Source organism: Streptococcus sp. V919 (assembly GCF_054353475.1).
In genome coordinates, this window is sequence record NZ_JBTHHY010000003.1 from 1 (window position 1) to 24,616 (window position 24,616).

At 39.3% G+C, this 24,616-nt stretch carries 27 protein-coding genes, 1 tRNA gene, 1 rRNA gene and 1 other RNA gene; 27 read left to right on the plus strand and 3 right to left on the minus strand.

Features of this window, described 5'->3' with window-relative positions:
• Positions 1-10 precede the first annotated feature (10 nt).
• The 15 genes from rrf to ACXYSK_RS07935 all read left to right on the plus strand — a co-directional run bounded on the left by rrf (position 11) and on the right by ACXYSK_RS07935 (position 10,482).
• Positions 11-126 (plus strand): 5S ribosomal RNA (rrf, locus tag ACXYSK_RS07865).
• Between the two features lie 5 nt (positions 127-131).
• Positions 132-205 (plus strand) — tRNA-Asn (locus tag ACXYSK_RS07870).
• Positions 206-401: 196 nt separating this feature from the next.
• Positions 402-635 carry a sigma(X)-activator ComW gene (gene comW / locus ACXYSK_RS07875; protein WP_458625632.1) on the plus strand — a complete coding sequence of 78 codons (234 nt, stop codon included), beginning with the start codon at positions 402-404 and terminating at the stop codon, positions 633-635.
• A gap of 243 nt (positions 636-878) precedes the next feature.
• Entirely contained in the window at positions 879-2,165 is a 1,287-nt protein-coding gene (locus ACXYSK_RS07880) for an adenylosuccinate synthase (RefSeq protein WP_458625633.1), read from the plus strand.
• A gap of 199 nt (positions 2,166-2,364) precedes the next feature.
• On the plus strand, positions 2,365-2,832 hold the full coding sequence (gene tadA / locus ACXYSK_RS07885) for a tRNA adenosine(34) deaminase TadA (RefSeq protein WP_458625634.1): 468 nt from the start codon (positions 2,365-2,367) through the stop codon (positions 2,830-2,832).
• Between the two features lie 32 nt (positions 2,833-2,864).
• An RNA gene (gene ffs / locus ACXYSK_RS07890) (signal recognition particle sRNA small type) lies at positions 2,865-2,962 on the plus strand.
• 52 nt (positions 2,963-3,014) lie between these two features.
• On the plus strand, positions 3,015-3,458 hold the full coding sequence (locus ACXYSK_RS07895; RefSeq protein ID WP_044020006.1) for a dUTP diphosphatase: 444 nt from the start codon (positions 3,015-3,017) through the stop codon (positions 3,456-3,458).
• Between the two features lie 63 nt (positions 3,459-3,521).
• Positions 3,522-4,010 (plus strand): hypothetical protein, encoded by a 489-nt coding sequence (locus ACXYSK_RS07900; protein WP_458625635.1) that lies wholly within the window; start codon positions 3,522-3,524, stop codon positions 4,008-4,010.
• 36 nt (positions 4,011-4,046) lie between these two features.
• The gene (gene radA / locus ACXYSK_RS07905; protein WP_458625689.1) at positions 4,047-5,417 is read left to right on the plus strand and encodes a DNA repair protein RadA; all 1,371 of its coding nucleotides are present in this window, start codon (positions 4,047-4,049) and stop codon (positions 5,415-5,417) included.
• 70 nt (positions 5,418-5,487) lie between these two features.
• Positions 5,488-6,183: a TIGR00266 family protein gene (locus ACXYSK_RS07910; RefSeq protein ID WP_458625636.1), complete on the plus strand. Its 696-nt coding sequence runs from the start codon at positions 5,488-5,490 to the stop codon at positions 6,181-6,183.
• Between the two features lie 160 nt (positions 6,184-6,343).
• The gene (locus ACXYSK_RS07915) at positions 6,344-6,838 is read left to right on the plus strand and encodes a beta-class carbonic anhydrase (protein WP_004250355.1); all 495 of its coding nucleotides are present in this window, start codon (positions 6,344-6,346) and stop codon (positions 6,836-6,838) included.
• Between the two features lie 214 nt (positions 6,839-7,052).
• The gene (locus ACXYSK_RS07920; RefSeq protein WP_006150516.1) at positions 7,053-8,021 is read left to right on the plus strand and encodes a ribose-phosphate diphosphokinase; all 969 of its coding nucleotides are present in this window, start codon (positions 7,053-7,055) and stop codon (positions 8,019-8,021) included.
• Positions 8,022-8,291: 270 nt separating this feature from the next.
• Positions 8,292-8,984 (plus strand): carboxypeptidase-like regulatory domain-containing protein, encoded by a 693-nt coding sequence (locus tag ACXYSK_RS07925; protein WP_458625637.1) that lies wholly within the window; start codon positions 8,292-8,294, stop codon positions 8,982-8,984.
• Positions 8,985-9,060: 76 nt separating this feature from the next.
• A complete protein-coding gene (srtB, locus tag ACXYSK_RS07930; protein WP_458625638.1) occupies positions 9,061-9,903 on the plus strand; it encodes a class B sortase, LPKTxAVK-specific in 843 nt (280 codons plus the stop codon).
• A gap of 141 nt (positions 9,904-10,044) precedes the next feature.
• Positions 10,045-10,482: a CoA-binding protein gene (locus tag ACXYSK_RS07935; RefSeq protein ID WP_006150501.1), complete on the plus strand. Its 438-nt coding sequence runs from the start codon at positions 10,045-10,047 to the stop codon at positions 10,480-10,482.
• Positions 10,483-10,510: 28 nt separating this feature from the next.
• Here the strand turns inward: ACXYSK_RS07935 and ACXYSK_RS07940 are convergent, their stop codons facing one another.
• The gene (locus tag ACXYSK_RS07940; protein WP_458625639.1) at positions 10,511-11,521 is read right to left on the minus strand and encodes a YeiH family protein; all 1,011 of its coding nucleotides are present in this window, start codon (positions 11,519-11,521) and stop codon (positions 10,511-10,513) included.
• A 154-nt stretch (positions 11,522-11,675) separates the two neighbouring features.
• Between ACXYSK_RS07940 and ACXYSK_RS07945 the strand changes: the two genes are divergently transcribed.
• The 4 genes from ACXYSK_RS07945 to ACXYSK_RS07960 are packed head-to-tail and all read left to right on the plus strand — an operon-like array spanning position 11,676 to position 14,839.
• On the plus strand, positions 11,676-12,845 hold the full coding sequence (locus tag ACXYSK_RS07945; RefSeq protein ID WP_458625640.1) for a pyridoxal phosphate-dependent aminotransferase: 1,170 nt from the start codon (positions 11,676-11,678) through the stop codon (positions 12,843-12,845).
• Positions 12,842-13,612, plus strand: a complete 771-nt coding sequence (gene recO, locus ACXYSK_RS07950; RefSeq protein WP_458625641.1) for a DNA repair protein RecO — start codon at positions 12,842-12,844, stop codon at positions 13,610-13,612. The genes ACXYSK_RS07945 and recO overlap by 4 nt, the downstream gene beginning before the upstream one ends.
• Positions 13,609-14,601, plus strand: a complete 993-nt coding sequence (plsX, locus tag ACXYSK_RS07955) for a phosphate acyltransferase PlsX (RefSeq protein WP_006150504.1) — start codon at positions 13,609-13,611, stop codon at positions 14,599-14,601. The genes recO and plsX overlap by 4 nt, the downstream gene beginning before the upstream one ends.
• Before the next feature lies 1 nt (position 14,602).
• On the plus strand, positions 14,603-14,839 hold the full coding sequence (locus ACXYSK_RS07960) for an acyl carrier protein (protein ID WP_235083605.1): 237 nt from the start codon (positions 14,603-14,605) through the stop codon (positions 14,837-14,839).
• 53 nt (positions 14,840-14,892) lie between these two features.
• Here the strand turns inward: ACXYSK_RS07960 and cysK are convergent, their stop codons facing one another.
• The gene (gene cysK / locus ACXYSK_RS07965; RefSeq protein WP_006150537.1) at positions 14,893-15,819 is read right to left on the minus strand and encodes a cysteine synthase A; all 927 of its coding nucleotides are present in this window, start codon (positions 15,817-15,819) and stop codon (positions 14,893-14,895) included.
• Positions 15,820-15,965: 146 nt separating this feature from the next.
• The gene (locus ACXYSK_RS07970; RefSeq protein WP_441348676.1) at positions 15,966-16,601 is read right to left on the minus strand and encodes a YigZ family protein; all 636 of its coding nucleotides are present in this window, start codon (positions 16,599-16,601) and stop codon (positions 15,966-15,968) included.
• A 55-nt stretch (positions 16,602-16,656) separates the two neighbouring features.
• Between ACXYSK_RS07970 and ACXYSK_RS07975 the strand changes: the two genes are divergently transcribed.
• The 8 genes from ACXYSK_RS07975 (at position 16,657) to ACXYSK_RS08010 (ending at position 24,615) form a co-directional block, all read left to right on the plus strand.
• Positions 16,657-17,955 (plus strand): DEAD/DEAH box helicase, encoded by a 1,299-nt coding sequence (locus tag ACXYSK_RS07975; RefSeq protein ID WP_441348675.1) that lies wholly within the window; start codon positions 16,657-16,659, stop codon positions 17,953-17,955.
• Positions 17,952-18,614, plus strand: a complete 663-nt coding sequence (locus ACXYSK_RS07980) for a ComF family protein (RefSeq protein ID WP_006150533.1) — start codon at positions 17,952-17,954, stop codon at positions 18,612-18,614. Before ACXYSK_RS07975 ends, ACXYSK_RS07980 begins: the two co-directional genes overlap by 4 nt.
• A 79-nt stretch (positions 18,615-18,693) precedes the next feature.
• Positions 18,694-19,242, plus strand: a complete 549-nt coding sequence (hpf, locus tag ACXYSK_RS07985; RefSeq protein ID WP_006150510.1) for a ribosome hibernation-promoting factor, HPF/YfiA family — start codon at positions 18,694-18,696, stop codon at positions 19,240-19,242.
• Positions 19,243-19,458: 216 nt separating this feature from the next.
• Positions 19,459-20,667, plus strand: a complete 1,209-nt coding sequence (gene fadE / locus ACXYSK_RS07990; protein WP_441348674.1) for an acyl-CoA dehydrogenase FadE — start codon at positions 19,459-19,461, stop codon at positions 20,665-20,667.
• Between the two features lie 103 nt (positions 20,668-20,770).
• Positions 20,771-21,619 (plus strand): 3-hydroxybutyryl-CoA dehydrogenase, encoded by an 849-nt coding sequence (locus ACXYSK_RS07995; protein WP_006150532.1) that lies wholly within the window; start codon positions 20,771-20,773, stop codon positions 21,617-21,619.
• An 18-nt stretch (positions 21,620-21,637) separates the two neighbouring features.
• Positions 21,638-22,816: an acetyl-CoA C-acetyltransferase gene (locus ACXYSK_RS08000; RefSeq protein ID WP_441348673.1), complete on the plus strand. Its 1,179-nt coding sequence runs from the start codon at positions 21,638-21,640 to the stop codon at positions 22,814-22,816.
• A gap of 277 nt (positions 22,817-23,093) precedes the next feature.
• Positions 23,094-23,873 (plus strand): enoyl-CoA hydratase/isomerase family protein, encoded by a 780-nt coding sequence (locus tag ACXYSK_RS08005; protein WP_269797869.1) that lies wholly within the window; start codon positions 23,094-23,096, stop codon positions 23,871-23,873.
• 16 nt (positions 23,874-23,889) lie between these two features.
• On the plus strand, positions 23,890-24,615 hold the full coding sequence (locus tag ACXYSK_RS08010) for a CoA transferase subunit A (RefSeq protein ID WP_441348672.1): 726 nt from the start codon (positions 23,890-23,892) through the stop codon (positions 24,613-24,615).
• The last annotated feature ends 1 nt before the right edge of the window (position 24,616 follow it).

Sequence of the window (24,616 nt, forward strand, 5' to 3'; positions counted from 1 at the left end):
TTACTCAGAGTTAAGTGACGATAGCCTAGGAGATACACCTGTACCCATGCCGAACACAGAAGTTAAGCCCTAGAACGCCGGAAGTAGTTGGGGGTTGCCCCCTGTGAGATATGGAAGTCGCTTAGCTGTTATCCGCCATAGCTCAGTTGGTAGTAGCGCATGACTGTTAATCATGATGTCGTAGGTTCGAGTCCTACTGGCGGAGTTCTTAAACGTTCTGAGGAACGTTTTTTTGTTTCTTCAATATTCTTATAAAATTTTTTATGAACTTTTTCATCTATTCTTACTTCTTCCGTTTATTTGAAGTTCGTTTAGCTTAATATTTTAACTTTACAGAGATATTTTTCTTTTTAGTTAACCTTTCTGATAAACTTATTTTATCAATAAGAAAGGTTTTTTATATGCTCCAAAAGTATTATGATTATTGTTTTCTTTTTCTAAAACAAGTTGAAAAAGAATATTCATTTTTAGTTCAATCTAGTGATGATTGGGAGTCGCTTCATTTAAAATTTTTACTTTATTACTTAGTTCGTTTTAGGATAAAAGATGAGAAGGATTTTCTTCTCTGTCATTTTAGGGCTGCTTATCGTATCTATCTTAATCATTTACTTGGACAAACATTCAATTATAGTTAGTAGATATAGTCATTTTCATTTATTACGAATGTTATTTTGTTGTTAATAAAGAATATATAGAATAATCTTAAATTTTTCCTTTTTTTATTTTAAAATCTAGCGAAAACCCTAATCTTTTCTAGTGTTTATCCTTGATAAAATAGTGTTTTTTTCTTATAATAAATTGTAAGAAATAATTGTGGGTGAGAGTCCCGCCATGTATATGAGAAAGGACGAGCCTTTAGGCTCAGACGAAATTTTATTATGACTTCAGTTGTTGTTGTAGGTACCCAATGGGGTGATGAAGGTAAAGGAAAAATTACTGATTTTCTTTCAGCTAATGCAGAGGTGATTGCTCGTTACCAAGGTGGTGATAATGCAGGTCACACTATTGTCATTGATGGAAAAAAATTTAAACTGCATTTAATTCCTTCAGGCATTTTCTTCCCAGAGAAGATCTCTGTAATTGGTAATGGAATGGTTGTAAACCCTAAATCTCTTGTGAAAGAATTGTCTTATCTTCATGAGGAAGGTGTTACAACAGATAATTTACGTATTTCTGATCGTGCGCATGTTATCTTGCCTTATCACATTGAATTAGACCGTCTTCAAGAAGAATCTAAGGGTGATAACAAGATTGGGACTACAATTAAAGGAATTGGTCCAGCCTATATGGATAAGGCAGCTCGTGTAGGTATTCGTATTGCGGATCTTTTGGATAAAGAAATTTTCCGTGAGCGTTTAGACCGTAATCTTGCTGAGAAAAATCGTCAATTTGTAAAATTATATGATAGTGAACCTATTTCATTTGATGATATTTTTGAAGAATATTATGAATACGGGCAACAAATCAAACAATATGTGACAGATACTTCTGTTATTTTGAACGATGCGCTTGATAATGGTAAACGTGTTCTCTTTGAAGGGGCTCAAGGCGTTATGCTTGATATTGACCAAGGAACTTATCCATTTGTTACTTCCTCAAATCCTGTTGCTGGTGGTGTGACAATTGGTTCTGGAGTAGGTCCAAGCAAGATTGACAAGGTTGTAGGTGTATGTAAAGCTTACACAAGTCGTGTTGGTGATGGTCCTTTCCCAACTGAGCTATTTGATGAAGTTGGAAATCGTATCCGTGAAGTTGGGCATGAGTATGGAACAACTACTGGTCGTCCACGTCGTGTAGGTTGGTTTGACTCAGTTGTTATGCGTCATAGCCGTCGTGTTTCTGGTATCACAAATCTCTCTTTGAACTCTATCGATGTTTTGAGTGGTTTGGATACAGTTAAAATCTGTGTGGCCTATGATCTTGACGGTCAACGTATTGATTATTACCCTGCTAGTCTTGAACAATTGAAACGTTGTAAACCAATCTACGAGGAGCTACCAGGTTGGCATGAAGATATTACTGGAGTACGTACTTTGGAAGATCTTCCTGAGAATGCACGCAACTATATTCGCCGTGTTAGTGAATTGGTGGGTGTTCGTATTTCAACATTCTCAGTAGGTCCTGGTCGTGAACAGACAAATATTTTAGAAAGTGTTTGGTCATAGGAGATTTTTTAAGATTTGTTTAAGACATGTCGGATATACTATAGACAGTTACAAGAAGACCTCCTAACTTGTTGTAACAAATTTCCTAAACTTTTCTTTTTCATAATAATCTCCCTATAAAGTCACCGAATTCGGTGGCTTTTTTTGTGTTGAGAAACATGGTATAATGATAGAATTGATAGCCAGGAAGAGAGAAGAGATGAATTACACGCTTGAAGAAAAAGAAGCTTTTATGAGAGAGGCCTTAAAAGAGGCAGAAATTGCTTTAGAACATGATGAAATCCCGATTGGTTGTGTAATTGTCAAGGACGGAAAAGTCATTGGGAGAGGACACAATGCGCGCGAGGAGTTGCAACGGGCAGTCATGCATGCGGAAATTATGGCCATAGAGAATGCTAATTTGAGCGAAGAGAGCTGGCGCTTGCTTGATTGTACTCTTTTTGTGACCATTGAGCCTTGTGTTATGTGTAGTGGGGCCATTGGTCTCGCACGGATTCCAAACGTAGTCTACGGGGCTAAAAACCAGAAATTTGGCGCTGCTGGAAGCTTGTACGATATTTTGACAGATGAGAGACTCAATCACCGTGTGAACGTTGAAACAGGTGTTTTAGAGAGTGAGTGTGCAGAGATTATGCAAGACTTTTTCCGAAATCGACGTAAAAAATAATTTCTCTTTAAAAATAGAGGAGAATGTGGTATAATGACTAACGGAGCAACAGTTCTGCGTGAAGCGGGTCAGGGGAGGAATCCAGCAGCCCTAAGCGATGTGAATTGTGTGCTCTTTTTTCGTGCTTTTTTCGAATAAATAAGATAAAATAGCCTAGAATAAAAGATTAAAAAGAGGATATTATGAAAATTCGTGGTTTTGAATTAGTTTCTAGTTTTACAGATGAAACTTTGTTACCCAAACGTGAGACAGCGCATGCAGCTGGCTACGACTTAAAGGTTGCGGTGCGTACGGTTATCGCTCCAGGAGAGATTGTTCTCGTCCCAACGGGTGTTAAGGCTTATATGCAGCCGACTGAAGTGCTCTATCTTTATGACCGTTCATCAAATCCTCGTAAGAAAGGTTTGGTCTTGATCAACTCTGTTGGCGTTATTGATGGAGACTATTATGGTAATCCTGGGAATGAGGGCCATATCTTTGCTCAGATGAAAAATATTACCGATCAGGAAGTTGTTCTTGAAGTTGGAGAACGTGTAGTTCAGGCTGTCTTTGCTCCATTTTTAATCGCAGATGGAGATGAGGCAGACGGAGTTCGTACTGGTGGGTTTGGATCAACTGGGCACTAAGACGTGAATCTGTTTTCCACCCAATAGAGTGAGAAATCAATTGATGGAAAGAAGAACAATGAAATGAACTATAAGGATTTTCAAGCTTTTACCGCGGAGAATTGTCAAGGATATAAGAAAATTTATGAGATCAGTATTGGAGGTTTTCTTTACCTAGCATTTATTCCTGAGGCCTATCATCAAATTCTTTGCATTTCTTCAGATTACATGTCCATCATTGATAGTGAAAATGGGCAAGTCATTCCAATAGATGGCGATTACGATGAAATGGAATTAGTGGCCATGTGTGAGGGTTATGATTCACCTATTCCTATCGCTGGTCAATATGGTGGAAGTCTCCCTTTGGATAATGGTAAAGACGTCCGAGTGACAATGGATACAGACCAATCAGAAGAATATCCCATTTCAACCATTTATTGGGAAGAAAATGAAGAAACTAGAACTCAAATTTATAAAGGTTATTTACCCTATATTTTTGGATTTAGTCCTGATGGGGAGTATTATGTCCATGCGGATGATGGAGGATTGACTGTTCTGAAAAGAGATAGTTAGTCACGTAAAAACAATAAGAGATTTAAAAATGAAAGGATTAGAATCATCGCAAAGAAAAAAGCGACATTTGTGTGTCAAAATTGTGAATATAATTCCCCCAAGTATTTAGGGCGCTGTCCAAACTGTGGGTCTTGGTCTTCTTTTGTTGAGGAGGTTGAGGTTGCAGAGGTCAAGAATGCGCGTGTGTCCTTGACGGGTGAAAAAACCAAACCCATGAAATTAGCTGAGGTGACTTCCATCAATGTCAATCGAACCAAGACGGAGATGGAGGAGTTTAACCGAGTGCTCGGTGGTGGTGTGGTGCCGGGAAGTCTTGTCCTTATCGGTGGAGATCCAGGAATTGGGAAATCGACCCTTCTCCTTCAAGTATCAACCCAGCTGTCTCAAGTTGGAACAGTTCTTTACGTTAGTGGGGAGGAGTCTGCTCAACAGATCAAACTCCGTGCAGAGCGCTTGGGTGATATCGACAGTGAGTTTTATCTCTATGCTGAGACTAATATGCAGAGTGTGCGGGCAGAAGTGGAGCGTATCCAACCAGATTTCCTCATCATCGACTCTATACAGACCATCATGTCTCCTGAAATTTCAGGGGTACAGGGATCGGTTTCTCAGGTGCGTGAGGTGACCGCTGAGCTTATGCAGCTGGCTAAGACCAATAACATTGCTATCTTTATCGTAGGGCATGTGACCAAGGAAGGAACCTTGGCTGGTCCTCGTATGTTGGAGCATATGGTGGATACCGTGCTTTACTTTGAAGGGGAACGCCACCATACCTTCCGTATCTTGAGAGCAGTCAAAAACCGTTTTGGTTCGACAAATGAGATTGGAATCTTTGAGATGCAATCAGGTGGTTTGGTTGAAGTCCTGAATCCTAGTGAGGTATTTCTAGAAGAACGTTTGGATGGAGCAACTGGTTCGTCAATCGTAGTAACTATGGAAGGTACACGTCCGATTTTGGCGGAGGTTCAAGCTTTGGTGACACCGACTATGTTTGGAAATGCTAAACGTACTACGACTGGTCTTGATTTCAATCGCGCTAGTCTGATTATGGCTGTTTTGGAAAAACGTGCAGGGCTTCTCTTGCAAAATCAGGATGCCTATCTTAAATCAGCTGGTGGTGTCAAGTTAGATGAGCCTGCCATTGACTTGGCAGTTGCAGTTGCTATTGCTTCGAGTTACAAGGATAAACCAACCAACCCTCAGGAATGTTTTGTGGGAGAGTTGGGCTTGACTGGAGAGATTCGGCGTGTAAATCGTATCGAACAACGGATCAATGAAGCAGCGAAACTTGGATTTACAAAAATCTATGTACCAAAGAATTCTTTAACTGGAATCAAGCCACCTAAGGAAATTCAGGTGATTGGGGTGACGACTATTCAGGAAGTCTTGAAAAAAGTATTCTCCTAATCGTTTTACTCAGGTTTAGATTACTAATTATTTTATTGCTAACAATTATTAAAACAAGGAGGAATTTCTGATGAAATTTTCTATGGATAGTCAAATGCAATTTCCTTTGGTAGAGTTGTCGCTCAACCAAGGAGAAACAGTCTTTATCCAGCGTGGAAGCATGGTCTACCATACGCCTAATGTAAGCCTCAATACCCAGCTCAATGCTAGCGGTTCTGGCTTAGGCCGTTTTGTCAAAGCTGTAGGGCGTTCAATGGTTTCTGGTGAAAGTACCTTTATTACTCAAGCTGTTGCAGAGTCTGACAACGGGAACCTTGCTTTAGCACCAGATACTCCTGGTCAAGTTATTGCTCTTGAGCTAGGTGAAAAGCAGTATCGTTTGAATGATGGGGCTTTTCTGGCTCTTGATGGGACGGCTTTCTATACAATGGAGCGCCAGTCTATTGGTAAAGCTCTGTTTGGAGGGCAAGGCGGTCTCTTTGTGATGACTACTCAAGGTCAAGGAACTCTTTTGGCCAATGCTTTTGGTTCGATTAAAAAAATTGAACTGCAAAACCAAGAAGTAACGATTGATAATGCTCATGTGGTGGCTTGGAGCCAGTCTTTGGACTATGATATTCACCTAGAAAATGGTTTTTGGCAATCTATCGGTACAGGTGAAGGAGTGGTGAACACCTTCCGAGGGACTGGTGAGGTCTATGTACAAAGTCTCAATCTTCAAAGCTTTGCAGGTTCTCTTAACAAGTATATCCAAAAAGGTTCATAACAATAAAAAAACTAGGACAGAAACCCAGGCTAGCTGCTGGATATTTCTGTGCTAGTTTTTTATATGAAAGTTGAAGACTGACAAGACAAAGAAAAGATGGTAAGATAAGAAATAAATAATTTGGTATTCAAATTATCTGCAAGTAAGAAAGTGAGTAATCATGTCCTATTTTGAAAATTTTTTAAAGGCCAATCAAGCCTATGTAGAACTACATGGAGATCTTCATTTATCCATTAAACCCAAGACCAAGGTTGCCATAGTGACTTGTATGGATTCGCGTTTACACGTTGCACCTGCTCTAGGGTTAGCTCTGGGAGATGCCCATATTTTACGGAATGCGGGTGGTCGAGTGACGGAGGATATGATTCGCTCATTGGTCATTTCCCAGCAGCAGATGGGGACAAGAGAAATCGTGGTTCTTCACCATACAGACTGTGGTGCCCAAACCTTTAATAACGAGGACTTCCAAGAACACTTGAAATGTGAATTGGGAGTTGATGTATCTGGGCAGGATTTTTTACCGTTTCAAGACATCGATGAGAGTGTCCGAGAGGATATGAAATTGTTGCGAGAATGTCCATTAATTCCAGATGATGTCATAATTTCAGGAGCTGTTTATGATGTAGATACAGGTAGTATGAGAGAGATATACTAACTTTCTATTGAAAAGCTTCTAGAGTAGCATGAAGTAGGATGATAAGATAGATAAATTTTTGCCTTACTATCACTAATATAAAATAGTATAAGACAAGAGGATAAATGTCTACTCTTGTCTTATTTTTTATTGAAAAATCAAGAAAAAAGCGCTACAATGGTAGATGGAAAATATTGTAAAAAACACAAGTGATACATAAATACTGGAGGAAATCATGTCTTTTTCTGATTTAAAGCTGTTTGCCCTTTCTTCAAATAAAGAATTGGCAGAACGTGTGGCACAAGAGATTGGGATAGAATTGGGAAAATCGACTGTTCGTCAATTTTCAGATGGAGAAATTCAAGTTAACATCGAAGAATCTATCCGTGGGAAACATGTCTTTATCTTACAATCTACTAGCTCACCTGTAAATGACAATCTACTAGAGATTTTGATTATGGTTGATGCTTTGAAACGTGCCAGTGCAGAATCTGTCAACGTTGTGATGCCTTACTATGGTTATGCACGTCAGGATAGAAAGGCTAGAGCGCGTGAACCAATCACTGCAAAACTCGTGGCAAATATGCTTGAAGTAGCTGGAGTGGATCGTTTGTTGACGATTGATTTGCACGCTGCGCAGATTCAAGGATTCTTTGATATTCCTGTTGATCACTTGATGGGTGCTCCTTTGATTGCGGATTACTTTGAGCGCCGTGGTATGGTTGGTTCTGACTATGTTGTTGTCAGTCCAGACCATGGTGGTGTCACTCGTGCTCGTAAATTAGCAGAATTCTTGAAAACTCCGATTGCGATTATTGATAAACGTCGCAGTGTAGACAAGATGAACACTAGTGAAGTGATGAACATCATTGGTAAGGTTGAAGGTAAAACTTGTATCTTGATTGACGATATGATTGATACAGCTGGGACTATTTGTCACGCAGCAGATGCCCTTGCTGAAGCAGGAGCTGTGGAAGTTTATGCAAGCTGCACGCACCCAGTTCTTTCAGGACCAGCTATGGACAACATCCAGAAATCAGCCATCAAAAAACTGGTTGTTTTGGACACTATCTATCTACCAGAAGAGCGCTTGATTGATAAGATTGAGCAAATCTCTATCGCTCATCTTTTAGGCGATGCAATCATCCGTATCCACGAAAAACGTCCACTATCTCCATTGTTTAGTATTGAGAAGACTATTTAAATTTACAATTGAGGAAATAAAAAAACGCTTATAAATTCAGAACCCTATCGATTACAGATGTCTGTATTGTTCGGAATTTAAATATTTTTGTATCAATTGTTTCAAGAATATTATTTGATTTTTTAAATTAGAATGAATTTGACTTGTTTTTTACCAGAAAATATAAATTTATTTTAAAAAAAGCTTGACAACTCTAATATATGTGATATAATTTGAGTTAGTAAGGATTATCCTTATAATTAAATTTTAAAATTAAAGAGGAGATAAAACATGAAGAAAGTTTTATTATCATCAGTAGCAGCACTTACAGTATTTAGTGCTTTCCAAGCTGTTTCAGCTGACAACGGTGTAGAAAACGGTGTAGTACCAAAAGATAAACAATACAACCCAGCTAAACCAGTGCAAAACCCATATGAACCAGGACACAATCTTAATCCTGATGGAACTCCAAAACGTGTAGTACCAAACGGAACACATGCTCGTGTTAACGTATCAGACCGTTTGGGTGCACCAGTAGCTGGTGTCACAGTAGACTTCCTTGTAAATGGAGTTGCTTCTCAAGCAGTTACAGATGCAAATGGTGATGCTTCTATCGCAGCACCTGTAGGAACAACTGTTCGTTACCGTGTAGCAGCAGCACCTGCTGGATACTTCCAAAACGCTAATCAAGAAGGTGCAATCGTTGTAGGTGGCGACATGTTCACTAATGCTTACCTTGTGATTGAAAAAACTGATAGCTACTTGAACCCTAACTACACTCCAGGTAGCGACAACAAGGATAACAAGCCAGCAGCTACTCAAGCAGCAGCTGATCAAGCAGCTGATCAAGCAGCAACTAAACCAGAAGATGGTAAACCAGGTGCTGTAGACCAAGCTAAAAAAGCTGATGAAGCAGCTAAAAAAGCTGGTGTAGACGCTAAAGCAGGTCAAAAAGCCCTTCCAAAAACACACGCTGCTAAATAATTTATTTATTTGGTGAAGTATACTATCACTGAAACTTTGTTTCAGTGATTTTTTTAGTAAATAACGAGGTAGAAAAATGAGTGGACACTCTAGAACAAAGAAAACACCAATTACTAAAATAATTGCTTCTATCGCTGCAGTAGTTATCGTTGCTTTGGGAGCCTTATTTATATATAATAACAGCTTCTCGGCATCAAGTGAGAATAAGCCGACTGAGACTACCGTTACCCAGGAAGCGCCAAAGCAAACTTATACTGCTAGTAAGGAAGAAAAAGAATATCTCTCTAATAAATTTAAAGGTTTACTTGCAACAAACTCTGAAACTGTGGGTTATGTATATATTCCGGGTACACAGTTGGATGAACCAGTCGTTCAAACAACGGATAATGCAACTTATTTAGATAAGCGCTTTGATGGCGTTAACGAGCCTTTAATGGGGACAGTCTTTATGGATGCTGATAACAAGAAGGACTTTAGTGACCGATTGACTTGGTTATTTGGTCATGCCCGTGGTAGTAAAGTTCCTGACCACCGTATGTTTAAAGATGTGAACTATTTCAGTCGACAAGATTATTTTGATGAGCATCCTTATGTTGTCATTGAAACTCCAGAAAGAAAGTATTATTATGAAGCTGTTGCCATGATTATTGTCCCAGAAGAAACAGCTTTTTACCGTACTTCTTTTGATGATGATGCGGATTTTGAGAAACAGCTAACTACTATTTATGATACTGCAGAGGTTAAGAAACCAAATGTCAAGGTATCAGCTAAGGATAAATATCTTGTGCTTTCTACTTGTCGTGAAGAAGATGATACGATTCGTGCCAATCTCTACCTTCGACAAATTCCTGACTCAGAGATGAGTGACTTTGTCAAACAACACGGAGAAAGCCTTCAGTATAATCCAACAAGAGAATAATCTTTAAATAAAATCTTTATGAATCCTCTTAAAATTAAATGAATAGTTTAATTTTGGGAGGATTTTTTGATTTTTGTTTTTATAGTAAATTTCTGCAAACTCTTTCAAAATATGCTATACTGATGAAAAAGGAGGATTTTTATGACTCAAGAATTTATCAATCCAAGTGATGGCGTAGTACGTCAGTATTTAACAACTAGCAAAACGGTAGCTGTAGTAGGTCTGTCGGATCGCGAGGAAACAACTAGTAATCGTGTATCTAAGGAGATGCAGTCTCGAGGATATAGAATCATTCCAGTCAATCCGAAATTAGCAGGCCAGGAAATTCTTGGAGAAAAGGCTTATGCTAGTCTTGCTGAGATTCCTTTTCATGTAGATATTGTGGATGTTTTCCGTCGCAGTGAGTTTTTACCAGATGTTGCACGTGACTTTCTACAAGCAGATGCACAGATTTTCTGGGCTCAACTTGGTCTTGAAAATCAAGAGGCAGAAGAAATTCTCCGAGCTGGCGGATGTGAAGATATTGTGATGAATCGTTGTATTAAGAAAGAACATACACGATTGATTCTTGAACAATAAAAAGGTAGCCTTTAGGCTACCTTTTGTCTTAGATAATACCGATGAGTATTTGCATGCCAAGACTAGTCAGGATAATGGCAATCCAGCAGAGGGCTCCGAGTAGAATAGATTTACCGCTGGACTTGATCATGGTGATGAGATTGGTTTTGAGACCGATAGCGCTCATGGCCATGATAATGAGGAATTTAGAGAGTTGTTTGAGAGGTGCAAAAAAGCTGTTGCTGATACCGAATGAAGTGAGAATGGTAGTTAGCAGAGAAGCTAGGATAAAGTAGAGAATGAAAACGGGGAAGATTTTTTTAAGCTTCACTCCTTGTTTGTTACCTTGTTGACGGCTCTGCCAGTAGGTGAGGAAGAGAGTAATAGGGATAATAGCCAGGGTGCGTGTCAGTTTGACAATAGTTGCTGACTCAAGAGTGTTGGTGTGATAAAGACTATCCCAGGCGCTAGCTGTAGCTGTCACAGAGGAAGTATCGTTGACTGCTGTCCCTGCAAAGAGAGCAAAACCTTCGTTGGAAAGATGGAGCCAAGAACCTAGAGTTGGAAAGATAAGAGCTGCCAAGACATTGAAGAAAAAGATAACAGATATGGCTTGAGCGACTTCTTTTTCCTTAGCATGGATGACAGGAGCGGTTGCCGCAATGGCAGAGCCTCCACAGATAGAAGAACCTACTCCAATTAAGGTAGCCAGCTTTGTATCGAGGTCAAACAAGCGTTGGAAAAAGAAAGCTACAATTAAGGCGATAGAAATGGTTGAAAGGATAACAGGGAGGGAAGATTTTCCAACTGCGAAAACTTGAGAGATATTGAGTCCAAATCCAAGCAAGATGACAGCGTACTGGAGTAATTTTTTAGAGCTATAAGTCAAACCAGCATCCAGTTGTTTATAGGAAGTGAGAAAGGGATGGAGAATCATGCCAATAAAGATGGCAAAAACAGGTGCCCCAATAACAGGCAAGAAACTTCCTAAAATCCAAGAGATGATAGAAATGATAAGACAGACTAGAAGTCCGGTCCCATTTTTTGATAGAAATGACATAAAAACCTCCGAAAATAAGCACTTCTTATTATAAGCTTGTCTATCAAAAAAGTAAAATAGAAAGTGGGAAATAGGCTGTGACTAAATGGATTTTTGCGGTCAAGGAGCTTTTGTAGTATAATAGATATATGTTCTTTAATCAAGGAGGATATCTATGGACCTAACCAAACGATTTAATAAACAATTAGATAAGATTCAAGTTTCCTTGATTCGTCAGTTTGACCAGGCTATTTCAGAGATTCCTGGAGTGTTACGTCTGACATTGGGAGAACCGGATTTTACAACACCAGATCATGTCAAGGAGGCTGCAAAGCGAGCCATTAACCAGAACCAATCCTACTATACAGGGATGAGCGGTTTACTGACCTTGCGTCAGGCGGCTAGTGATTTTGTAAAAGAAAAATACCAGCTAGACTATAATCCTGAAAATGAAATCTTGGTCACAATTGGTGCGACAGAGGCTTTGTCAGCTACCCTAACAGCTATCCTAGAAGAGGGAGACAAGGTTCTCTTGCCAGCTCCTGCCTATCCTGGCTATGAGCCGATTGTCAATCTAGTGGGAGCAGAGATTGTCGAGATTGATACGACTGAAAATGGCTTTGTCTTGACTCCTGAAATGCTGGAGAAGGCCATACTAGAGCAAGGTGACAAGCTTAAGGCTGTCATTCTCAACTATCCAGCTAACCCAACTGGCATTACTTATAGTCGCGAGCAATTAGAAGCTTTGGCAGACGTTTTACGCAAGTATGATATTTTCGTCGTCTGTGATGAGGTCTACTCAGAATTGACCTATACAGGAGAAAATCATGTATCTTTGGGAACGATGCTGAGAGATCAAGCCATTATCATTAACGGTCTATCTAAATCTCATGCTATGACAGGATGGCGTTTAGGTTTTATCTTTGCACCAGCAAACTTCACAGCTCAACTCATCAAGAGTCACCAATACTTGGTTACTGCTGCAAATACCATGGCGCAACATGCTGCAGTGGAAGCTTTGACAGCTGGTAAAGATGATGCAGAACCGATGAAGAAGGAGTATATCAAGCGTCGAGACTACATTATCGAGAAGATGACGGACCTTGGCTTTGAGATTATCAAACCAGATGGTGCTTTTTACATTTTTGCTAAGATTCCTGCAGGTTACAATCAAGATTCTTTTGCTTTTCTAAAAGATTTTGCTCATAAGAAGGCTGTTGCCTTTATCCCAGGTGCTGCCTTTGGTCAGTACGGAGAAGGGTATGTTCGCCTATCTTATGCAGCTAGCATGGAAACCATCAGAGAGGCTATGAAACGACTTGAGGAGTACATGAAAGAATCATGATTCAGTCTATTACGAGTCAAGGCCTGGTGCTCTACAATCGTAACTTTCGTGAGGATGATAAGCTTGTCAAGATCTTTACAGAACAAGCAGGAAAACGGATGTTTTTTGTGAAACATGCCAGTAAATCTAAACTTACTCCAGTCATTCAACCCTTGGTCCTGGCTCGTTTTCTCCTAAAAATTAACGATGATGGACTCAGCTATATCGAAGATTACCATGAGGTAAAGACTTTTCCGAAAATCAATAGCGACCTCTTTGTTATGGCATATGCAACCTATGTTGCAGCCTTGGCAGATGCGAGTTTGCAGGATAATCAGCAGGACGCACCCTTGTTTGCTTTTTTGCAAAAGACTTTGGAGTTGATGGAAGAGGGCTTAGACTATCAGGTTTTGACCAATATTTTTGAAATTCAAATTTTGACACGTTTTGGGATTAGTCTGAACTTTAATGAGTGTACTTTCTGCCATCGTGTTGGGCAGGCCTTTGACTTTTCCTTCAAATACGGAGGTTGTCTTTGCCCCGAGCATTACCATGAAGATGAGAAACGATGTCACTTAAATCCCAATATTCCTTATCTGCTCAATCAATTTCAAGCCATTGATTTTGAGACCTTGGAGACTATCTCGCTTAAGGCCGAAATCAAGCAAGAATTGCGTAAGTTTATGGACCAGATTTACGAAGAGTATGTCGGTATTCACCTAAAATCAAAGAAATTTATTGATTCCCTAGCCGACTGGGGACAATTACTAAAAGAGGAAGACAAATGAAAAAAATCGCAGTAGACGCAATGGGTGGCGATTATGCACCACAAGCTATTGTAGAGGGTGTCAATCAAGCCCTTGCTGACTTTTCAGATATTGAGATTCAACTTTACGGAGACGAAAGTAAAATCAAGCAATATCTAACAGCTACAGACCGCGTCAGCATTATCCATACAGATGAGAAAATTGACTCTGACGATGAGCCTACAAAAGCTATCCGCAAAAAGAAAAATGCTAGTATGGTCTTGGCGGCTAAGGCAGTTAAGGACGGAGAAGCAGATGCTGTTCTCTCGGCAGGAAATACAGGAGCTTTGTTAGCAGCAGGATTTTTCATCGTTGGTCGTATCAAAAATATCGACCGACCTGGGCTTATGTCAACATTGCCAACGATTGATGGTAAGGGGTTTGATATGCTGGATCTCGGAGCTAATGCCGAAAATACAGCTCATCATCTGCATCAATACGCTATCCTAGGTTCCTTCTATGCCAAGAATGTTCGTGGTATTGCAAATCCCCGTATTGGCCTTCTGAACAACGGTACAGAAAGCAGTAAGGGAGATCCACTACGCAAGGAAGCCTATGACTTATTAGCAGCTGACGAGAGTTTGAATTTTGTCGGGAATGTGGAAGCACGTGACTTGATGGATGGTGTTGCAGATGTAGTCGTAACCGATGGTTTCACGGGAAACGCTGTTCTCAAAGCTATTGAAGGTACTGCTATGGGGATCATGGGATTACTTAAGAATGCCATTGTAGGTGGTGGACTTAGAGCCAAGCTCGGCGCATTCCTTCTCAAGGATAATCTCAGAGGTTTGAAAAAACAGCTCAACTATTCAGATGTTGGTGGTGCCGTCTTGTTTGGCGTTAAGGCGCCTGTTGTTAAGACTCATGGATCAAGTGACGCTAAGGCTGTATACAGTACACTTCGTCAGATTCGTACCATGCTTGAGACAGATGTAGTTGCACAGACTGCGCGTGAATTTTCAGGAGAATAATATGACAGATAAAGAAATTTTTGACCGTGTTGTTACGATTATCCAAGAACGTCAAGGGGAAGACTTTGTCGTAACCGAAAACTTGAGTTTGAAGGATGATTTGGATGCTGACTCTGTGGATTTGATGGAATTCATCTTAACAATCGAAGACGAATTTGGAATCGAAATCGGTGATGAAGAAATCGACAACCTCAATAGCGTCGCAGATGTATTAGCAATTATTAAAAATAGAACATAAGAAAAAGCAACATGCTAGGCATGTTGCTTTTTCTAATTGGTGTATTTAGGAGACTACACTTCAAATTCATAAAGTGCTGTGGATAGGTAACGTTCTCCGTTATCTGGTGCAAGTGCAAGGACTTTTTTACCTGCTCCAAGTTTTTTAGCGACTTCAATTGCTGCATAGATAGCTGCAGCAGAAGAAATACCTACTAAGAACCCTTCTTTTCCACCGATTTCACGACCAAGTGCAAGAGCATTGTCTGATGTTACGCGAACGATACCATCGTAAGCTTTTGTGTCAAGTGTTTCTGGGATGAATCCAGCAGAGATACCTTGAATTTTATGAGGCCCAGGTTTTTCACCTGATAAGATAGCTGATTCGTCTGCCTCAACTGCAAAAACTTGAATGTTTGAATTCGCAGCTTTAAGAGCATGAGAAACACCTGAAATAGTTCCTCCAGTACCAACACCGGCAACAAAGGCATCTAAACCGTCAGCTCCGAAATCAGCTAGAATTTCAGCTCCTGTTGTTCTTTCGTGAACTTCTGGGTTAGCTTGGTTGATAAATTGCAAAGGTAGGAAACCATCACGTTCAGCAGCGATTTCTTCAGCTTTAGCAATAGCGCCTTTCATACCTTCACTTCCTGGAGTTAGAACGAGTTCGGCACCATATGCTTGGATGATTTTACGACGTTCCACACTCATTGTCTCAGGCATAACGATGACAACTTTGTAGCCTCTAGCAGCACCAACCCATGAAAGACCGATACCAGTGTTTCCGCTTGTTGCCTCTACAATAGTAGAACCAGGTTTAAGTTTGCCTTCTTGTTCAGCTTTTTCAATCATGCTTAGAGCAATGCGGTCTTTAACGGATGACCCTGGGTTAAAGGCTTCTAGTTTTACGTAAACATCTGCTGCACCCTCAGGTACGATGTTGTTCAATTTAACAATCGGTGTTCTACCGACAAGTTCAGTGATATTGTTATAAATCGCCATATTAGCACCTCTATATATAAGATGCTACTAGTATAACGCTAACTTTACCTTTTGTAAAATATAGAAATCCTATCGAAGCGATAGGATTTTTTTATATCGGATATAAAAGAGTAAGGTTAGATAAATAAGGCAGTATTTCCGTTATTTTATCCTAAGTTTATAGGAACCTCGACTTCTCGTAAACCTTGATCTGTTAAGGTGACTTTCCCATTGAAAAATTCTATGAGAGAAGCTTTGATAGTTTCTTTATCTTCCTTATCAACAAAAATGATTGTTTCGACCTGATCAGTGAAATTTGTTTCAAGTTCCATGAGATTATGTTCTTTAAGAAAATTGCCATATTCTTGATATTGAGCATAACTCATTTGAATCTGAATCCCTGCTTGTTCTTTAATTTCTACAATTCCAATCTCTTTGACAGCAAGAGCAACACTACCTGCATAAGCCCTGATAAGACCACCAGCTCCAAGCTTGATACCACCAAAATATCTGGTAACAACTACACAGACATTGGTTAAATTGTGATTTTCCAGAACACCTAGCATAGGTACGCCGGCAGTACCACTAGGCTCTCCATCGTCACTAGTTCGTTTAATTTCACTCCGCTCACCGATAATAAAAGCAGAGCAGTTGTGGGTCGCTTTATAGTGTTCTTTCTTAATAGCAGTGATGAAAGCTCGAGCTTCTTCTTCACTATAGACGCGCTTTGCATGGCAAATAAAGCGTGATTTTTTGATTTCTTCTTGGACTTGTCCGTCCTCTTTAATTGTTCTACATTCCATATTTTTATTGTACTAAAAAATAGGATAAAGTTCTAGATTTTACGAATAAAGAAGTATGAAAATAGATCCAAATTATCTAGGACGTCTTTTTACTGAAGAGGAATTAAGTGTAGCAGAGCGTGAGTTAGCAGTGAAACTCCCAAGTATGCGAAAAGAGAAGGGAAAACTAGTTTGTCAACGATGTGATAGTGTGATTCAAGAAGAATGGTTATTGCCCATTGATGCATACTACTGTCGAGAATGTCTGTTGATGAAGCGAGTTAGGAGTGATCAAGGTTTATATTATTTCCCTCAGGAAGAATTTCCAAAACAAAAGGTTCTTAAATGGCAGGGACAATTGACTCCATTTCAAGAGAAAGTATCAAAAGGATTACTTAAAGCTGTAGAAAGTCAGCAGCCAACTTTAGTTCATGCCGTGACTGGCGCTGGGAAAACAGAGATGATTTATGAAGTTGTGGCAAAAGTCATTAATGATGGTGGGGCAGTTTGTTTAGCGAGCCCCCGGATAGATGTTTGTTTGGAGTTATATAAACGACTACAAAATGATTTTGCCTGTAAAATCGCGTTGTTACATGGGGAATCTGAACCATATTTTCGGACACCTCTAGTTGTTGGAACGACTCACCAGTTATTAAAATTCTATCAAGCTTTTGATTTACTAATAGTTGATGAAGTTGATGCTTTTCCCTATGTTGACAACAAGATGCTTTACAAAGCTGTAAAGAATTGTGTAAAGGAAAACGGACTCAGCATTTTCCTTACAGCCACCTCTACAGATGAATTGGATAAAAAGGTTCGCTTAGGAGAGTTGAAAAGGTTAAGTTTACCAAGGCGGTTTCATGGTAACCCCTTAATAATTCCCAAACCAGTCTGGCTATCTAAATTGGACAATTACTTAGACAAACATCGTCTACCACCCAAATTAAAAAGCTATATAGAAAAACAACGAAAATCAGGCTATCCATTACTCATTTTCGCTTCAGAGATTAAAAAAGGAGAGAAGTTAAAGGAAATCTTGCAGCTGCAGTTTCCAAATGAGAAAATAGGCTTCGTATCGTCTGTTACAGAAGATCGATTAGAACAAGTTCAAGCATTTAGAGATAGAGAATTAACCATCTTGATAAGTACAACAATATTGGAACGTGGAGTTACCTTTCCATGTGTAGACGTAATGGTTGTCGAAGCAAATCATCGCCTCTTTACAAAATCGAGTTTAATTCAAATTGGAGGACGAGTTGGACGCAGCATGGATAGACCAACTGGAGATTTAATTTTCTTTCATGATGGATTAAATAGTTCGATTAAAAATGCCATAAAAGAAATTAAGTTGATGAATAAGGAGGCGGGTTTATGACTTGCTTACTATGTGGACAACACTTGGGAAGTAATTTAACCTTTAGAAATCTTCTTTTTTTAAAAAAGGAGGCAGGTTCGCTCTGTTTTACGTGCTCCTCAAGTTTCGAAAAAATAGGAGAAGAACATTGTCCAACCTGCTATAAAGCAGGAGTGTCAACCTCGTGTCAAGATTGTCAACTTTGGTGTAAAGAAGGGATTGATGTCAGTCATGAAGCGATTTTTACTTATAATCAAGCAATGAAGGATTACTTTAGCCGCTACAAGTTTGATGGAGATTATATTCTTAGAAAGATTTTTGCTTCAATTTTAAAAGATAAACTGCGAAAGTATAAAGAGTTTCAAATTCTTCTCATTCCCTTGAGTCCAGAGAGATTCTCTAAAAGGGGATTTAATCAGGTTGAGGGCTTAATAGAAACTACAGGTTTATCCTATCTGGATTTATTAGGAAAAAGTGAAGTGAAAGCAAGCTCTTCAAAAAATCGTTCAGAACGTTTAGCCACAGAACTCCCATTTTTTATTAAAAACGGCGTTACGATCCCAAAGAAAATTTTATTAATTGATGATATTTATACGACAGGTGCGACTGTTAATCGTGTCAAGAGTATGCTAGAGAATGCAGGAGCAGAAGAGGTTAGAACATTTTCCCTCGTAAGATGAGGAAAAAGATTGCAATAATTTTTTGAAAGCGTTATAATAAATATAGAAAAACAAATATGTTTAGAAAGAAGGTACTTATATGATTAAATATAGTATCCGTGGTGAAAACCTAGAAGTAACAGAAGCAATTCGTGATTATGTAGTTTCTAAACTCGAAAAGATCGAAAAATACTTCCAAGCAGATCAAGAACTAGATGCACGTGTAAATTTGAAAGTGTATCGTGAAAAGACTGCTAAGGTAGAAGTAACAATTCCACTTGGATCTATTACTCTTCGTGCAGAAGATGTTTCTCAAGATATGTATGGATCCATTGATTTGGTAACAGATAAGATTGAACGTCAAATTCGTAAAAATAAAACAAAAATTGAACGTAAGAACAGAAACAAAGTTTCTACTAGCCAATTATTTACAGATGCTTTAGTTGAAGATTCAGATGTTGCTCAAGCTAAAGTTGTTCGTTCAAAACATATTGATTTAAAACCAATGGACCTTGAAGAAGCACTTCTTCAAATGGATTTATTGGGTCATGATTTCTTCATTTACATCGATGTTGAGGACGAAACAACTAATGTAATTTACCGTCGTGAAGATGGAGACATTGGCCTTCTTGAAGCAAAAGAATCATAAGATATTGTCGTTTAATATATAAGTGGGCTGTTGAAAACAGCTCACTTATTTGATTTTACAAAGATATAAGTTGGAGTATTAACTCAACTTATAGGGCTATTTACTTTAATTAAGTAGACAAAAGAAAGCGCTTTAAGTTAAAATAGTCATGTCAACAAATATTGAGCGTAAAAATGTAAGCGCTCTAAAATTAATTTATTACAAAGGAGTCCACAGATGGCAACTAAAGAAGAAATCTTGCGCGAATTATATCCAGAGGATCTATTCCACTATGCAGATGGTTTAACATTGGGAGAAGCAGAAGTTTTACAAGAAACTCGTCGTTTGATTGAAAAACACCTTCGTCCTGTAATTAATGAATATTGGGAAGCACCTGATTTCCCATTCGAACAATTTTACGCTGTAGCAAAAGGCGCACAAATCATGAACAACCCTAAATTGTTCGAAGGACGAGAAGGAAACTACAAACCATCAGAACTTTACATCGCATTCTTGTACCTTGAATTAGGTCGTTTCGATGCTTCTATTGCAACATTCTTCACAGTACATGGTGGACTTTGCTACAACACAATCTTGCTTGGTGGTGATGAGCGTCAACAAAAAGAATTCCTTCCTAAATTGGCTGCATTTGACTGGCAAGGATGTTTCGCTTTGACTGAGCCATTGTCAGGTTCTGACATCGCTGGTGGTCTTGCTACAACAGCTGAGCGCGTTGGAGACAAATGGATCTTGAACGGTGAAAAACGTTGGATCGGTGGATCAGACACAGCTGACGTTGTTCCAGTATTCGCTCGCGACGTTGAAGATGGACGCGTGAAATGTTTCATCGTTCGTAAAGGTGCTCCAGGATACCACGCTGAGCCAATCCCTCACAAAGTTTCTCTTCGTTGCGTACGTAATGGTCACATTACTATGAAGAATGTTGAAGTTCCAGATTCAGACCGTTTGGTAAACATCAACGGATTTGGCGATGTAGCTCGTATCTTGACATTTACTCGTGCTGACGTTGCTCACATTGCAACTGCAATAACTTGTGGATCATTTGTTGCAGCTCTTAAATACGCTAAAGACCGTCAACAATTCAAACGTCCAATTGCTTCATTCCAGATCGTTCAAGAAAAATTGGCTAGAATGCAAGCTAACGCAGTAGCAGCACTTTCTTACTCAGCTCGTATCGCAGAAATGCAAGAAGCTGGTAACGAATTGATGCTTAACTCTGCACTTGCTAAATTGCATAACTCATTGGTAATGCGTGAAACAGTTGCCCTTGCACGTGAAACATGTGGTGGTAACGGAATCACTCTTGAAACTGACGTAGCTCGCTTCTTTGCAGATGCTGAAGCAATCTACACTTACGAAGGTTCTCACGAAGTGAACGCATTGATCGTTGGTCGTGAACTCACTGGTGTCGGTGCATTCGTATAATTCGTATAATAATGAATTTGGAACGGTTGCTTAGCATTTGCTGAAAGACCGTTCCGATTCTTTCTTTATAAACTTTATATATTAAAATGAATAGGAGAAAAAAATGAGTATTTCTAAAGTAATGATCATTGGTTCTGGTCAAATGGGTAGCGGAATCGCGCAAGTATTCGCTCAATCTGGTTTTACAGTATACCTTAATGACATTAAAGAAGAATTTGTACAAAGAGGGATTGATAATATCACTAAACAATTGGCTCGTTCAGTAGAAAAAGGACGTATGTCAGAAGAAGAAAAAGGAAAAATCTTGGGTAACTTGATTCCTTCAACTTCTTACGAAGATGCTAAAAACGTTCAATTGGTTATTGAAGCTGCTACAGAAAACAGAGATATCAAACTCAGCATCTTTAAACAATTGGATGAAATTACTGCTCCTGAAACAATTTTGGCTTCTAACACATCATCTCTTTCTATTACGGATATTGCTGCGGCTACAGTTCATCAAGAACGTGTAATTGGTATGCACTTCTTCAACCCAGCACCAGTCATGAAGTTAGTTGAAGTGATTCGTGCTCTTCAAACTTCAGATGAAGTTGTAAAAGCAGTTCGCGAATTGACTGAAAAAATTGGAAAAACTGCAGTTGACGTTAAAGACTCTTATGGATTCGTTGTTAACCGTGTGTTGATCCCAATGATTAACGAAGCTATCTTTATCCTTGGTGAAGGTGTTGCTTCTGCAGAAGAAATTGATGAAGCTATGAAATTGGGTGCAAACCATCCAATTGGCCCATTGGCACTTGCTGACTTGATCGGATTGGATGTATGTTTGGCAATCATGGGAGTATTGAATAACGGCTTCGGTGATCCTAAATACCGTCCAGCACCACTATTGAAGAAAATGGTTGAAGCTGGTAAACTAGGTCGTAAGACTAAAGAAGGATTCTTTAAATACTAAGATTATAAGGAGCAAATAATGAAAGAAGCAGTTATTGTTGCAGCGGTTCGTACACCTCTAGGTGCCTTCGGTGGAAGCTTGAAAGATGTTTCTGCTGTTGATTTGGGAAGTTTAGTTATCAAGAGCGCTATCGAAAGAGCAAACTTGAAACCAGAACAAGTTGATGAAGTTATCATGGGTAACGTCCTTGGTGCAGGCCTTGGACAAAACGTTGCACGTCAAATGAGTGTTAACGCGGGTATCCCAGTTACTTCTCCAGCATTCACTATTAACAAAGTTTGTGGATCTGGTTTGAAAGCAGTTCAATTGGCAGCTCAAGCAGTATTGTGCGGAGACGCAGATATTGTTGTAGCTGGTGGTGCAGAAAACATGAGTCAAGCTCCTTACGTTGTTCAAAACCAACGTTGGGGATCTCGTATGGGAGACTCTAAAGTAGTAGATTCTATGCTTCGTGACGGTTTGACAGATGCTTTCGGAGGTTTCCACATGGGTATTACAGCAGAAAACGTTGCTGAACAATATGGAATCACTCGTGAAGACCAAGATAACTTTGCTGTTCAATCACAACAACGTGCAGTTGCAGCTATTGAAGCTGGTCGCTTTAAAGAAGAAATCGTTCCAGTTGAAATTCCACAACGTCGTGGGGAGCCTATTGTATTTGATACAGATGAGTTCCCAAGAAAAGACGCTTCATTTGAAGGACTTTCTAAACTTCGTCCAGTATTCAAGAAAGATGGTACTGTGACTGCTGGTAATGCCTCAGGTATCAATGATGGTGCTGCAGCAGTTATAGTTATGAGTGCTGACAAAGCTAAAGAATTGGGAGTTCCAGTATTGGCAACTATCAAATCTTACGCAAGCGCTGGTCTTGATCCAAAAATTATGGGTTGCGGTCCAATCTATGCATCTCGTAAAGCACTTGAAAAAGGTGGATTTACAGTTGCAGATCTTGACTTGGTGGAATCAAACGAAGCATTTGCGGCTCAAGCATGTGCAGTTGGTAAAGAACTAGGTCTTGATCCAGAAAAAGTAAACGTTAACGGTGGAGCTATCGCTCTTGGACACCCAATCGGTGCTTCAGGATGCCGTATCTTAGTTACTCTTCTTCACGAAATGGAAAAACGTGATGCAAAACGTGGTCTTGCTACACTTTGTATCGGTGGAGGAATGGGTACTGCAGTTATCGTAGAACGTTAATTCCTACTTTATTCGATTGACTAAAATGTATTATATCTTACCTGAAATCTCCTCGGAGAATTTCGGGTAAGATATTTTTTATTCTAAATAATTAGAAGTCTAAAGTATCAAAATAAAAGTGCTTTCCTATAAGACGAACTTATAGTTCCAAGCATAAATACTAAGTGGACCGTTGTTAATAAATAAGGTATTATTATAATGTAAGCACTTACATTAGTATCGGTATTTGTTGACGCAGTACTCTATACTCAAAAAAACTTAAAGTAGGAGGAGAATAATGAGTAATACAGTTTTATTAGAGGTTAAAGATGGTATCGGTTATATCACCATTAACCGCCCAGCAGCTTTGAACGCGTTGAGTTCAGAGGTTTTGACGGATTTAAATCTTGTTTTGGATGAAGTAGAAAAACATGAAGACATCCGTGTTGTTATTTTGACTGGCCAAGGTGATAAAGCATTTGTTGCAGGGGCTGATATTAAGGAAATGGACCAAATGTCTCCAATCCAAGCCTTCGAATACATGACATATGCCAATGATACATTTACCCGTCTGTCTGATCTTACTCAACCGACTATTGCAGTTCTTAATGGATATGCTTTGGGAGGCGGTTTGGAGCTTGCACTCTCAACGGATATTAGAATTGGCTTTGAAAAGACGATGGTAGGATTCCCTGAAGTTGGCTTGGGTATCATTCCTGGTTTCGCAGGAACACAAAGAATGTCTCGTTTGATCGGTACTAGCAAGACAAAAGAATTGATCTACACTGCTAGAATCGTCAAAGGAAATGAAGCCTATGACCTAGGTATATTGAACAAACTTGTTCCAGCTGAGGAATTATTGTCATCTGCTGAAGAACTAGCTAAAAGTATCATGAAAAATGCTCCGTTGGCTGTTGAAAAAGCTAAGCATGTCATTCAAGTTGGTTCAGAACTTCCTCTTAAGAATGCAATTCGTTTAGAGACAGAAGCTGAAGCTCTTCTCTTTTCTACTGAAGACAAAGTTGAAGGAATGCGTGCTTTTGTCGAAAAACGTAAAGCCGTGTTCAACCGTAAATAAAAATTGAGGTGTTAGTATGAAAGCTGTTTTATCATTACAAGAAGCTATTTCTAAAGTAAAACCTGGTGATGTCGTAGGGATTTCAGGATTCCTTGCTGTTGGTGAACCTTTGGAGTTGATCGAAGAGTTGGTTAGACAAAATCAACAAGATTTGACTTTGGTTTCAGTTGTTACTTCACATCCAGGTAAAGAAGTGGGTGTTGGACGCCTTTGTGAAAACCACCAAGTTAAAAAATATGTTGCTGCCCACATTGGTACATCTCCTGCTGCTCAAAAAGCATACTTTAGTGGAGAAATGGAAGTAGAATTCACTCCAATGGGTACTGTTGTTGAACGTCTTCACGCTGCTGGAGCAGGTCTTGGAGGAGTTTTGACACCGACAGGAGTTGGTACTATTTTAGAAAATAACCATGAAAAAATTGTTCGCAATGGTCGCGAGTACCTCCTTTATGATCCTCTAAAACTTGATGTAGCATTGATTAAAGCTACAAAAGCAGATAAGTACGGGAACTTGTACATTGATGGTACAACTAAGAACATTTCATTGCAACTAGCTCTTGCAGCAGATACAGTTATCGTTGAAACAAATGAAATTGTTGAAGTTGGTGAAATTAAACCGGATGACGTTTATATTCCGGGTATCCTTGTTGACTATGTAGTCCAAGGCTTAACTCCAGAAGAACACCACAAGATGATGGGTGAACTCTGGACAGAGACTAATAAATTAGCGGGGGTAAAATAAT

Excerpts from the sequence above, each read along its gene's own strand:
- recO (WP_458625641.1), top strand. The coding sequence starts at position 12,842 with ATGATTCAGTCTATTACGAGTCAAGGCCTGGTGCTCTACAATCGTAAC.
- ACXYSK_RS07895 (WP_044020006.1), top strand. The coding sequence starts at position 3,015 with ATGAAAATTCGTGGTTTTGAATTAGTTTCTAGTTTTACAGATGAAACT.
- ACXYSK_RS07935 (WP_006150501.1), top strand. The coding sequence starts at position 10,045 with ATGACTCAAGAATTTATCAATCCAAGTGATGGCGTAGTACGTCAGTAT.
- ACXYSK_RS07940 (WP_458625639.1), bottom strand. The coding sequence starts at position 11,521 with ATGTCATTTCTATCAAAAAATGGGACCGGACTTCTAGTCTGTCTTATC.
- plsX (WP_006150504.1), top strand. The coding sequence starts at position 13,609 with ATGAAAAAAATCGCAGTAGACGCAATGGGTGGCGATTATGCACCACAA.
- cysK (WP_006150537.1), bottom strand. The coding sequence starts at position 15,819 with ATGGCGATTTATAACAATATCACTGAACTTGTCGGTAGAACACCGATT.
- ACXYSK_RS07975 (WP_441348675.1), top strand. The coding sequence starts at position 16,657 with ATGAAAATAGATCCAAATTATCTAGGACGTCTTTTTACTGAAGAGGAA.
- ACXYSK_RS07995 (WP_006150532.1), top strand. The coding sequence starts at position 20,771 with ATGAGTATTTCTAAAGTAATGATCATTGGTTCTGGTCAAATGGGTAGC.
- ACXYSK_RS07880 (WP_458625633.1), top strand. The coding sequence starts at position 879 with ATGACTTCAGTTGTTGTTGTAGGTACCCAATGGGGTGATGAAGGTAAA.
- hpf (WP_006150510.1), top strand. The coding sequence starts at position 18,694 with ATGATTAAATATAGTATCCGTGGTGAAAACCTAGAAGTAACAGAAGCA.
- ACXYSK_RS07915 (WP_004250355.1), top strand. The coding sequence starts at position 6,344 with ATGTCCTATTTTGAAAATTTTTTAAAGGCCAATCAAGCCTATGTAGAA.
- tadA (WP_458625634.1), top strand. The coding sequence starts at position 2,365 with ATGAATTACACGCTTGAAGAAAAAGAAGCTTTTATGAGAGAGGCCTTA.
- ACXYSK_RS07925 (WP_458625637.1), top strand. The coding sequence starts at position 8,292 with ATGAAGAAAGTTTTATTATCATCAGTAGCAGCACTTACAGTATTTAGT.
- ACXYSK_RS08010 (WP_441348672.1), top strand. The coding sequence starts at position 23,890 with ATGAAAGCTGTTTTATCATTACAAGAAGCTATTTCTAAAGTAAAACCT.
- fadE (WP_441348674.1), top strand. The coding sequence starts at position 19,459 with ATGGCAACTAAAGAAGAAATCTTGCGCGAATTATATCCAGAGGATCTA.
- comW (WP_458625632.1), top strand. The coding sequence starts at position 402 with ATGCTCCAAAAGTATTATGATTATTGTTTTCTTTTTCTAAAACAAGTT.
- ACXYSK_RS07980 (WP_006150533.1), top strand. The coding sequence starts at position 17,952 with ATGACTTGCTTACTATGTGGACAACACTTGGGAAGTAATTTAACCTTT.
- srtB (WP_458625638.1), top strand. The coding sequence starts at position 9,061 with ATGAGTGGACACTCTAGAACAAAGAAAACACCAATTACTAAAATAATT.
- ACXYSK_RS07970 (WP_441348676.1), bottom strand. The coding sequence starts at position 16,601 with ATGGAATGTAGAACAATTAAAGAGGACGGACAAGTCCAAGAAGAAATC.
- ACXYSK_RS08005 (WP_269797869.1), top strand. The coding sequence starts at position 23,094 with ATGAGTAATACAGTTTTATTAGAGGTTAAAGATGGTATCGGTTATATC.
- ACXYSK_RS07945 (WP_458625640.1), top strand. The coding sequence starts at position 11,676 with ATGGACCTAACCAAACGATTTAATAAACAATTAGATAAGATTCAAGTT.
- ACXYSK_RS07910 (WP_458625636.1), top strand. The coding sequence starts at position 5,488 with ATGAAATTTTCTATGGATAGTCAAATGCAATTTCCTTTGGTAGAGTTG.
- ACXYSK_RS07960 (WP_235083605.1), top strand. The coding sequence starts at position 14,603 with ATGACAGATAAAGAAATTTTTGACCGTGTTGTTACGATTATCCAAGAA.
- ACXYSK_RS07900 (WP_458625635.1), top strand. The coding sequence starts at position 3,522 with ATGAACTATAAGGATTTTCAAGCTTTTACCGCGGAGAATTGTCAAGGA.
- ACXYSK_RS08000 (WP_441348673.1), top strand. The coding sequence starts at position 21,638 with ATGAAAGAAGCAGTTATTGTTGCAGCGGTTCGTACACCTCTAGGTGCC.
- ACXYSK_RS07920 (WP_006150516.1), top strand. The coding sequence starts at position 7,053 with ATGTCTTTTTCTGATTTAAAGCTGTTTGCCCTTTCTTCAAATAAAGAA.